Annotated in this window: 9 protein-coding genes and 1 pseudogene; 1 reads left to right on the top strand and 9 read right to left on the bottom strand. The window is 74.2% G+C overall.

The features are described 5' to 3' along the window. Window positions 1–90: 90 nt before the first annotated feature. From ACWGJO_RS30810 to ACWGJO_RS30790, 5 genes and pseudogenes are all read right to left on the bottom strand, one after another. Window positions 91–2,274 carry a DUF7927 domain-containing protein gene (locus ACWGJO_RS30810; RefSeq protein ID WP_452188734.1) on the bottom strand — a complete coding sequence of 728 codons (2,184 nt, stop codon included), beginning with the start codon at window positions 2,272–2,274 and terminating at the stop codon, window positions 91–93. Window positions 2,275–2,609: 335 nt separating this feature from the next. Further along, window positions 2,610–3,304, bottom strand: a pseudogene (locus ACWGJO_RS30805) (alpha-ketoglutarate-dependent dioxygenase AlkB family protein). A gap of 14 nt (window positions 3,305–3,318) precedes the next feature. Next, entirely contained in the window at window positions 3,319–3,885 is a 567-nt protein-coding gene (locus ACWGJO_RS30800; RefSeq protein WP_452188733.1) for a hypothetical protein, read from the bottom strand. Continuing rightward, window positions 3,882–4,232: a metal-binding protein gene (locus ACWGJO_RS30795; RefSeq protein ID WP_452188731.1), complete on the bottom strand. Its 351-nt coding sequence runs from the start codon at window positions 4,230–4,232 to the stop codon at window positions 3,882–3,884. The genes ACWGJO_RS30800 and ACWGJO_RS30795 overlap by 4 nt, the downstream gene beginning before the upstream one ends. Before the next feature lie 12 nt (window positions 4,233–4,244). Further along, entirely contained in the window at window positions 4,245–5,006 is a 762-nt protein-coding gene (locus tag ACWGJO_RS30790) for a 2OG-Fe(II) oxygenase (RefSeq protein ID WP_452188729.1), read from the bottom strand. 226 nt (window positions 5,007–5,232) lie between these two features. On the opposite strand from ACWGJO_RS30790, the gene ACWGJO_RS30785 reads away from it, so the two are divergent. Next, complete coding sequence (locus tag ACWGJO_RS30785; protein ID WP_452188727.1) at window positions 5,233–5,475, top strand: hypothetical protein; 243 nt, start codon at window positions 5,233–5,235, stop codon at window positions 5,473–5,475. A gap of 26 nt (window positions 5,476–5,501) precedes the next feature. Here the strand turns inward: ACWGJO_RS30785 and ACWGJO_RS30780 are convergent, their stop codons facing one another. The 4 genes from ACWGJO_RS30780 to ACWGJO_RS30765 form a co-directional block, all read right to left on the bottom strand. Continuing rightward, complete coding sequence (locus tag ACWGJO_RS30780; protein ID WP_452188726.1) at window positions 5,502–6,260, bottom strand: thioesterase II family protein; 759 nt, start codon at window positions 6,258–6,260, stop codon at window positions 5,502–5,504. A gap of 67 nt (window positions 6,261–6,327) precedes the next feature. Next, complete coding sequence (locus ACWGJO_RS30775; RefSeq protein WP_452188724.1) at window positions 6,328–7,584, bottom strand: cytochrome P450; 1,257 nt, start codon at window positions 7,582–7,584, stop codon at window positions 6,328–6,330. Further along, window positions 7,581–9,488 carry an amino acid adenylation domain-containing protein gene (locus tag ACWGJO_RS30770; protein WP_452188722.1) on the bottom strand — a complete coding sequence of 636 codons (1,908 nt, stop codon included), beginning with the start codon at window positions 9,486–9,488 and terminating at the stop codon, window positions 7,581–7,583. Before ACWGJO_RS30770 ends, ACWGJO_RS30775 begins: the two co-directional genes overlap by 4 nt. A 114-nt stretch (window positions 9,489–9,602) precedes the next feature. Further along, window positions 9,603–10,046 (bottom strand): nuclear transport factor 2 family protein, encoded by a 444-nt coding sequence (locus ACWGJO_RS30765; protein ID WP_452188720.1) that lies wholly within the window; start codon window positions 10,044–10,046, stop codon window positions 9,603–9,605. Window positions 10,047–10,056 lie beyond the last annotated feature (10 nt).

Genomic DNA, 10,056 nt, shown 5'->3' with positions numbered 1-10,056 from the left:
CCTATTCCGGCGCTCAGTGAGACCTGTCTTCCCGACCCGGCGCCCCCCCCGGGTCGGGCCCCGCCCCCACGTCAGGGTCGGGACGGGGTGTCAGTGCCGGTGGCGCCGGCGGCGGGAGGCGAGGACGAGGGCCGCGCCGCCGAGGAGGACGGCGGCGCCGATGCCGCCGATCAGTGCGACCTGGCTGCCCGTCGCGGCGAGACCGCCGCTACCGCCCGGCTGCTGGGGCTTGCCGGTGGGCGCCGGGTCGGCGCCGTTGCCGTCGGTCGCGGTCGGCGAGGGCGCGGATGTCGGCGTGGTGGAGGGCGACGTGGTAGGGGAGGCCGTCGGGGTCGGGGAGGACGTGTTCACGGTCACGGTGGCGGTGCATTCCCCGGCCGTCGCACCGGGCGGGCAGTTGCCGCCGGGCCGGTCGGCCACCACGGTGTTGCGCAGGGTGTGGTCCCCGGCAGCGGGGTCCTTCACCTTGACGGTGTAGGTGAGCCGGGCGTTGCCGCCGGCCGGCAGGTCGCCGGTCCAGGTGAGGACCGGCTGCGTGTAGGAGGGGGTGCCGAGGGTGGCGGTGGCGTCGCCGTTGTAGGTGGCGTCGTCGAGGACGGCGCTCAGGTCGTCGGTGACGGTCAGTGCGGTGAGGGGCGTGTTCCCGGTGTTGGTGACGTCCACGTGGTAGGTGACGGTGTCGCCGGGGGCGGCCTGGCTCCTGTCGGCGGTCTTGGTGACCCGGTAACCGGTGTGCTCGGTGACGGTGTTGCGCACGGTGTTGCTGGTGCGCTGCTGTTCGCGGCCGGTCTGGGTGCCGCGGTAGGCGAGGGAGGCGGTGTCGTCGAGCCTGGTGCCCGGTGCGAGGCCGGCGTCGACCCTGGCCCGGAAGGAGACGGTGGTCTCGGCGCCCGGCGCGAGGTCGGGGGTGGGGCAGGTGACGTTGCGTCCGGAGGCGGTGCAGCCAGTGCCGGAGCCGTCGACGTAACTGGTGCCCTGGGGCAGTACGTCGGTCAGGGTGACGCCGGTGGCGGTGTCGAGGTCGGCGGTGGTGCCGTCGGGGTGCCGGTTGGCGACGGTGAAGGTGTAGGTGATCTCGGCTCCGGGGTCGACGAGCCCGGGCGGGCTGTTGGTGGTGGAGCCGGCCGGGGTGTTGGCCTTGACGATCTGGAGGTCGGGTTCCAGGGCCTCGACGGCGAGCCAGACCGCCTGGGGGTGCAGCGCGTCGCCCTGGCCGGTGACGCGGAGCACGGCCTGCTTGCTGCCGGCGGGCAGCTTGCCGGTGATGTCGATCGTCCGGGCGTCGTAGCCGACGTTGTTGACCGTGTTCGGGTTGCGGTCGGTGAGGTTGGTGCCGGTGCCGTCGGGCGCGACCCGGTCGATGCGGCTGGTGAAGGCGTTGTCGGGGGCGGGCCCGGTGGCGGTCGGCATGAGCAGCGGGGTCAGCCGGCCGGTGTCGGGGCCGACTTCCAGGGAGTCCCCGGCGATGGGGGCGTCGCCGTCGCCGACGATGACGCCCATGGTGGCGGCCGGTGCGCGGCCGGCCGGGGTGCGGATGCCGTCGAGGGTCATGGTGATGCTGGGCTCGGGCGGGCGGATGAGCTGGTAGCCGTCCCAGATCTGCAGGTAGCGCAGCGGCTCCTTGGGGTCCTCGTAGGCGACGACCAGGGACCATCCGCCCCAGCAGCCGACGTTCTGGCCGCCGAAGTCGGAGGTGGAGGAGCGGCCCTGACAGGCCTGGATGTCGGCCACGGTGTACTCGCCGGAACCGGCCGCGCGCACCAGGTCGGTGACGTCCTTGACACCCGCGTGGGCGGTGAGCGGGGCCGGGGGCGTTCCGCCGGTCTTCTGGTCGAACCAGTCGTAGGTGTCGGCGGTGAGCCGCTGGTAGCCGGTCGCGCCGGGGACCTTGAACTCGACCTGGTCGGCCTTGGAGGCGTCACCGGACGTGGACAGCCGCGAGGTTCCGACGGGGTTGGCCTGCCAGTACAGCCGGGCGTTGAGCACCTTGGCACCCGGCGGGACGGTCAGGGTGGCCGCGGAGGCGGTGTTGCCGGGGGCCTTGGGGTCGGTCTTGACCCAGTTGACCCGGTTGTTGTTGTAGGCGTTGAGGTCGCAGTCGCTGTCCTCGGGGTCGCAGGAGACCACCGAGTTGGACGCCATCGTGAGGTTGCCGTGCGCCAGCAGGTCGAGCGCCGGCTTCGGACCGATCGGCCGCTGCGCCCCGCTCGTACCGGCCTTCGCCGGCGGTGCCGCGGCGGCGTGCACGGCGAACGGCACGGACGACGCGAGCACGAGCGTCGTGGTGGCGAGAGCCCCGAGAACGGCACGACCGGGCACACGTCGGGCCCGGGATCCGGGTATCGGCCGCACCGCGTTCGTGACGGATGGTATGCGGTCGCTCAAGGTAGGGCTCCTGGGAGTGCTTGAGGGTACGGGAGGGTGAGGGGATGCCCTCCGGGCGGGTTCAGGACGATTGGTCCGAATTCATCCGCCGAGGAAGAATATGTCACACACTGACCAGTTTGGGTTAATGAAGCGTTCACATTCGGCGCGCCTCGGGTTGACGCGGCCTCAAGGCCCGGATCCCGGCCGGTGGCCGGACGGGGGCGGTCACCGGGCGGCGGCGGTCACCGGGGCGCTCCGGTCGGAGCGGGTGCGGGGTCGGTGAGGCCGGTGACGCGCAGGGTGATGTTGAGGCGACCCCGGGCGGGACCGATGGCGGGGTCGCCGGTGCCGGGGAGGATCTTCGGCACGGCGTGGTATGCGAGGCGGGAGGGGCCGCCGAAGACGAGGAGGTCGCCGGAGGCGAGGGTCAGGTCGGTCCAGGGCCGGTTGCGGCTACGGGTGTTGCCGAAGCGGAAGAGGCAGGTGTCGCCGATGCTGAGGGAGACCACCGGGGCGAGGGAGCGCTCGTCCTTGTCCTGGTGCATGCCGAGCCGGGCGTCGGCGTCGTAGAAGTTGACCAGCGCGGCGTCGGGTTCGTAGGCGGCGCCCTGGCCGGGGTCCTGGTAGGCGTCGGCCACCGCCCGGCGGCCGAGGTCGGCGAGCCGCTCGGGGAGGGGGCGACGCGGCGGCCGTTCACGTCGTCGGCGGTGCGGGTGTAGGCGTAGGGCTGCCAGTGCCGGCCCAGGCACACGGTCTGCACCGACATGACACCGCCTCGCGGCAGTCGGGTGCGCCGGATCGGGACGGGGCCGACGGCCCAGGCGCGGCACGCGGCGACCAGCTCGCGCTGCAGGTCGGGGGTGAGCCAGCCGGGCAGGTGGACGGCGCCCGGCGCGATCTCGCGGCGCTCGTAGCCGGCGGGCGGCGGGCCGAACAGCGCGGGGGTGCTGTTCACACGGCGACGCCCGGGTCGGGGGGCGGGAAGGAGGCGGTCCAGCCGGATTCGACGCGCCAGGTACCGCCGTCCGCGCTCGCGCCGCGCACACCGTCCAGGACGCCGGGCCCGGCGAGCGCCGCGGCGACCGGCTCGGCGAGGGACGCGAAGCCGAACGTGCGGTCCGGACGCCAGGGGGTGCTGTGGCGCAGGCGTCGGGCGAGCTGCGCCCAGCCGAGCGGGGCGGCGGCGATGACGAGGGCGTCGGCTTCGGGGGCGGTGAGGCGCTGGGCGGGCCGCAGCCAGGAGGCGGCCTGTTCGGGCCAGTCGACGACGACCAGGACGGCGTTGCCCGCGGCCTGCCAGGCGTCGGCGAACGCGGCGGCGGCCGTGCGGGAGGCATCGTCGCGGCTGTGGCCGATCGCGACGCCGCGCAGGGGCGGGCGGCGGTGCTCGGCGAGCAGGCGCAGCAGGGCGGCGAGTTCGGGGGCGGTGTGGGGGACGGGTACGGGGAGGTCGCCGTAGGCAGTGGTCCCGGGTTCGGGAAGGAGCGGGGAGCGGCCGGGGGCGGGGCGGGGGTTCATGGGGTGCGGTCCTTCTGACGGGTCTTCCACTGCCGGTACTTCCCGGGCAGGCACACCGAGCAGGGCCGGTAGGCGGCGGCGATCGCGGTGGCCTCGTCGGCGAAGAAGACGCGGTGGCGCACGTAGCCGCCGGCGGCGATGGCGCGCAGGGCCGAGGGGCAGTCGAGGCGGCCGTAGCGGCGGCCCCGCCGGTGGCCGCCGAGGGTACCGGGCGCGGTGCTGGAGTAGGGGCGGTTGTCGGGTCCGGTCAGGGTGTAGCGGCACGACGGGACCGGGGCGGTGCCGACAGTGGGCGCGGGCGCGGGTGTGGGCGCAGGTGTGGGCGCAGGTGTGCCGGTGGCGGCCATGGCGGCGGGGTCTCAGGCGTCGTGGAAGACGAGGCCGAGGGTGTGGCGGCGGCCGGTGCGCACGGTGCTGACGCCATGGCGAACCGGGCCGGCGCGGTGGCCGCGGGCGGAGGGGACGGGGCGGTCGCGGGTGGTGAAGATCAGACCGCGCCCCTGGGGAAGGACGGTGGCGGTGCCGCGGGACTGGGCGCGGGGGCGCTGTTCGACGAGGAGGAACTCGCCGCCGGTGTAGTCGGTGCCGTGGGCGTCGAGGCCGATGACGACCTGGAGGGGGAAGACGAGGTCGCCGAAGACGTCGCGGTGCAGGGCGTTCCAGTCACCGGGGCCGTAGCGCAGCAGGATCTGGGAGCTCTTGTCCTGGCCGGCGGCGTGGCACCTGGCGGTCCACTCGGCGAGGGTGTCGGGCCAGGGGGCGGGGCGTCCGAGCTTCTCGGCCCAGGCACGGGCGACGGTGAGCAGGCAGGGGTAGAGGGCTTCGCGCAGGGCGGCGACGGGTTCGGGCAGGTCGTGGGTGAAGTAGCGGTACTGGCCGGAGCCGAAGCGGTGGCGGGCCATGTCGACGGTGGTGCGGAACAGTTCGGGCCGGTCGTAGAGCGCGGCGATCTCCCGGCACTGGGTGGGCGACAGCAGCGGCTCGGTGAGCGCCACACCGTCCCGGTCCAACCGCTCGTGCACGCGCTGCCAGTCGAGCGAGGCGAGCGCGGGCAGGACGGCCGGGCCCGGGGCGGGCGCCGCGGTGGTGGGCGCGTCGGTGGCGAGGAGGGTGTCGTTCACGGGAGGGATCCTTGGAGGGACGGGGACGGGCGGGAGCATGGGCCCGCAGACCGGGAGGGCCGCGGACGGCGCACGGTCGGGCTGTTCCGATCGTCGCCCCTGGACGGGGCCGTGTGCTGGCGGCATTCGGACACCGCGTCGGGCGCAACGTCGGACGCGTCCCGCGCGGGCGCGTCCGACCTCGGGCGCGTCCGGCGGCGGGCGTTTCCCGGTCGGCGTCGCAACGGTGCTGCGCAGGACCGCACTCACGCTCACACCGCTGTTCGCCTTCGTCTTCGTGCTCCCGCCGGTGGCCGACGCCGTCCCGGTGCTGCGGTCCGCCGCCCGGTACCTGCCCGACCACGCCGGCGCCGAGGTCATGAAGGCGGATCCGGGCCTCGACCCGGCGACGGGTCTGCTGATCCTCGCGGCCTGGACGGCGGCGGCCCTGCTGGCCGGCTGGCTCGCGCTGCGCAGCCGGGACAGCTGACCGGGTCGACACCGGACGGCCCGGTGTCAGGGCGTGCGGGACCGGGTGGGCGTCAGATCCGCGACCAGGAGCGCCAGGAGTTCCGCCGGCGCCTCGATGAAGCGGTAGTGGCCTCCCTCCAGGAGTTCGAAGGTCGTTTCGCCGCACGCCGACCAGCCGGTCATCAGCGACGGCGCGATGCCGGTGTCCCCGGTCCAGCCGATGGCGGTGACCGGGCACGGCAGCCGGACCGGCTCGGCCACGTGGTACCGCTTGTTCATGTCGACGTCGTTGCGCAGGACGCCGAGGTAGAGCGCGAGCAGGCTCGGTTCCAGGGTGCTGCCCAGTTCCGCGACGAGCCGGCGCAGTTCGGCGGCCAGCTCGTCGTCGCTCATGCCGAGGAAGCGGCCGTAGGGGCCGTCCTGCGGCGCGACCTCGGAGGAGACGAACAGCCGGGTCGGGGCGGGGCAGCCCCGCTGGACCAGCCGTACGGCGGTCTCGTACGCCGCCAGCGCGGAGCCGCAGTGCCCGAACAGGGCGTAGGGGCGGTCCAGGTGGGGGCGCAGCGCTTCGCAGAGGTCGTCGGCCAGCGCCTCGTAGGTGGTGTGGGCGGGCTCGCGCATCCGGTTCTCCCGGCCGGGCGGCTGCACGGGGCAGACCTCGACGCCGTCGACCTGTGACGGCCACTGGCGGTACATGCTCGCACCGCACCCGGAGTAGGGCAGGCAGAACAGCCGCGCCGGTGCCACCGGCGACGGCTCGCGCAGGAACCACTTGTTGCGGGTACGGGCCGTCGGAGCGTCCACTGATGACCTTCCGTGGGTGGGGTTTCTTCTCGGGTTCGGCAGCGGCCGTGGTGACGGCTCCGGCTCCCTAGGGCGTGTCCGACCATGCCCGCCGGGTCCGCGCGGTGATCGGCAGGTGCGTGAAGCCCGCGATGATGTTCGAGCGCATGCGCCGCGGCGGCCCGGCGGGTTCGAAGCCGGTGAACCGGCCGAGCAGTTCGGCGAAGAGGATCCGCAGGGCCACCCGTGCGACGGTGTGTCCGATGCAGTAGTGCGCACCGACGCCGAACGCGATGTGCTTGTTGGGCCGCCGCCGGATGTCGAAGGTGTCCGGGTCGGCGAACACGGTCTCGTCGCGGTTGGCCGACGCCAGCCACACGACGACGGCGTCCCCCGCGCGGATCGGCACGCCCCGGATCTCGACGTCGCGGGTGGCGTGGCGCATGAAGTGCTGGGTGGGCGAGGCCCAGCGCAGTGCCTCCTCCACGCCGCTGCCGAGCAGTTCCGGGTGGGCCGCCCAGTCGTCCAGGACGGCGGTCCCGGCCAGTTCGGCCATCGCCGCGATCGGCGGCTGGGCGGTGGTGACGGTCGCTCCGAGCAGCAGGCTGTAGCAGTTGGACACGATCTCGCCGGGCGACAGTCGGCGTCCGTCCAGTTCCATGGTGAGCAGCACGCTGATCAGGTCGACGCCCGGTGCGCGCCGGCGCGCGGTGACGAGGTCCTGGAAGTAGGCGAACAGTTCGCGGTGGGCGGTCACGAGGGTGGCTCGTGCTCCGGCGGCGAGCTGGAACTCGGGGTCGTCCGCGGCGATGCAGGCGTGGGCGAGCCGGACCAGCCGCGGCCAGTCCCGCTCCGGTAGCGCCATCATGGTGCCGATCACCGCCATCGGCAGGGTGGCCATGGCGGCGGCGAAGTCGTACGGGCCGCCGTCGGCCAACGGCCGGAGCAGTTCGACGACGGCCCGGCGGATCGCCTCCCGGTCGTTCTCCACCGTCTTGATCGACAGCGCCTGCTGCAGCGGGCCGCGCAGGCGCGAGTGCCGGGGCGGGTCGGTCACGGCCATCTGCCGGCCGCCGGCAGGGTCGCCCTTGCCGAGGAGGTTGAGCAGGGTGCCCTGTTCGGAGGTGAACGTGTCGTGGTCGCGCAGTACCCGGTTGGCCTCGGCGTGGGCGACGATCGACCAGTAGCCGATGTCGCCGACCGGCTGCCAGCTCACCGGGGCGTCGCGGCGCAGCCGTCGCCACGCCTCGTGCGCCCCGCCCGAGAGGTAGAGGTCGGGGTCGATCAGATCGACCGGCTGCGGGGCGAGGACCGGGCAGCGCGTGGTCGGGGGAACCGCCGTCATCGGGGCTGCCCCTCCCCCGCCCCGTCGGCCGGGTCCCCCGTCGGGCCGTCCGCCGGGCCGTCCGGGCCCGATGTCCGCATCCGGGCGGTGAGGGCCGTCGCCAGCTCGGCGACGGTCGGCGACAGGTACAGGGTCTGCGCGGGCAGGTCCACGTCGAACTCGCGCTGGGTGGCGACCAGGAGGTCGGTGGCCAGCAGGGAGTGTCCGCCGAGGTCGAAGAAGTCGTCGTCGACGCCGACCGGTTCGACGCCGAGGGCGTCGCCCCACAACTCGGCCAGTCGCGTCTGCACCTCGGTGAGGGGCGGGACGAACTCGTTGGGCACGTTGCGCGGCACCCGGGTGGCGGTGGGCAGGGCGCGGCGGTCGATCTTGCCGTTGCGGTTCACCGGCAGCTCGGGGCGGACGAGGATCGCCCAGGGGATCAGGTAGCCCGGCAGCCGGTCCCGCAGTTCGTGGCGCAGCCGCCGGCCGAGCTCGGCGTTGCCCGCCGGATCGGGTTCCGCGGGCACGACGTAGGCCAGCAGCCGGGTGCCGCCCGCCGGGTCGGGCTGCGGCAGCACGACCGCGTGCCGTACCCCGGCGAGCCGTTCCAGCTCGACCTCGACGGCGCGCGGTTCGGCGCGGTAGCCCTGGACCTTGACCTGGTCGTCCGCCCGTCCGACGAACTCCAGGGTGCCGTCGGGCAGCCATCGCACGAGGTCGCCGGTCCGGTACATCCGGGCGCCCGGCTCGGTCCCGAACGGGTCGGGCAGGAACCGTTCGGCGGTGGCGGCCGGGCGGCCCAGGTAGCCGCGGGCCAGGCCCGCCCCGGCCACGTACAGTTCCCCGCACTCGCCGACGGGCACCGGGCCGAGGTCGCCGTCGAGCACGGCGACCCTGGTGCCGCTGATCGGGCGGCCGATCGGCACGCTCCGCAGCTCCGGGAGGGTGCTGCTGGTCCAGCAGGTCGTGTACGTGGTGTTCTCGGTCGGTCCGTAGCCGTTGGTGAAGAGCAGCTGCGGGTGGCGGGCCAGCAGGTGCTGGACGTGGCTCGGGGAGGCCACGTCGCCCCCGGTGAGGACGTGCCGCACGTCGGCGAACGCCTCCGGGTGGGAGCTCGCCATCTGGTGGAAGAGCCCGGTGGTCAGCAGCAGGACCGTCACGCGCTCGGCCCGGACGACGCGCGCCACGTGTTCCAGCGTGATGGCGACCGGGGGGAAGAGGACCAGTCGGCAGCCGTTGACGAGGGGGGCCCAGATCTCGAACGTGGACGCGTCGAACGCGACCGGCGCGAGGTGGAAGAAGACGTCCTCGGCGCGGACGTCCATCCAGTCCGCGCCCCGGACGAGCCGGTCGATCGCCCGGTGGGGCACGCCGACGCCCTTGGGCTCGCCGGTGGAGCCCGAGGTGTAGCTGACGTAGGCGAGCCGGTCCGGGTCGCCGGGGCGGGCCGGAACCGCCGGCCCGGTGGCCTGCTCCCGCGCCGGGCGGCCTTCCGTCACCGTGACGACGGTGCCGGGCAGCTGCTCCCGCAGGGCCTCCTCGGTGATCACCATGCCCGCGCCGGCGTCCTTGAGCAGCAGCGCGTGGCGGCTCGCCGGGTCGTCCGGTTCGAGTCCGAGGTACGCCCCGCCCGCGATGAGGACGGCGAGCAGGGCCACGATCAGCTCCGGCGAGCGCGGCACCAGCACGCCCACGACGTCCTCCTGCGCCAGTCCGGCCGCTCGCAGTCGCCCGGCGAGCCGGTGGGCGCGGTCGTTGAGCTGCTGGTAGGTCAGGGTCCGTCCGTCGCAGGTGACGGCGGGCGCGTGCGGGGCCCGCTCCGCCTGTTCGGCGACCAACTCGTGGACCGCCCGGGCGTCGAACGGCGGCCGTCCGCTGCCGACGAACGCCGGGATGTCGGAGGTGAAGACGGTCTTGGTCAACTGCTTTCCCGCTTTCCTGTGCTGAAGTGTCCCCGTCGGGGTTGGACGCGCGACCGGGTGGGCCGTCGCCGTTGCCGCCGCTGCAGTTGCTGCTGTGGCCGCTGTGGCCGCGGCTCAGACCGCGGGCACGTGGAAGAAGGTGTCCCGCGCGGCGATGCGGCCCTGCGGCGTCATCCGGAAGAAGTCCGCGAACCGCAGCTCGACCTCACCGCCGTCGTGCAGCACGCCGCGGAACAGGCCGTGCACCGCCACCTCGTCGTCGGTCGTGACCACGGTGGCCAGGGTGTGCACGCCGGTGCGGATCACCCGCTGGTCGCGGTAGAAGCGTTCCAGTTCGGCGTGCCCGACCATGGGCCGGTACCCGGGGCGGTGGTAGCGGGCGTCCGGGGTGAACAGGGCGACCAGCGCGGGCACGTCCCCGGCGTCGACGAGCTGGTAGTACCGGCGGACCTGGGACGCCCCCAGTGCCGGGGCCGTCGGGGGTGCTGCCGCGATCGGGGTTTCAGGTGGTGCCGGCGCTGCCGGTGTGTCGTCGGGCTGGGAGAGGGTGTGGGCCATGCCGAGGTGC

The organism is Kitasatospora sp. NPDC054795, from assembly GCF_053611565.1.
Note: the sequence above shows the minus strand (reverse complement) of the source record. Positions and strands in the feature narration are given on the sequence as shown.

Bases quoted from the DNA above. Each gene is read 5' to 3' on its own strand.
- ACWGJO_RS30775 (WP_452188724.1), bottom strand. From the start codon at position 7,584: ATGACGGCGGTTCCCCCGACCACGCGCTGCCCGGTCCTCGCCCCGCAG.
- ACWGJO_RS30795 (WP_452188731.1), bottom strand. From the start codon at position 4,232: ATGGCCGCCACCGGCACACCTGCGCCCACACCTGCGCCCACACCCGCG.
- ACWGJO_RS30800 (WP_452188733.1), bottom strand. From the start codon at position 3,885: ATGAACCCCCGCCCCGCCCCCGGCCGCTCCCCGCTCCTTCCCGAACCC.
- ACWGJO_RS30765 (WP_452188720.1), bottom strand. From the start codon at position 10,046: ATGGCCCACACCCTCTCCCAGCCCGACGACACACCGGCAGCGCCGGCA.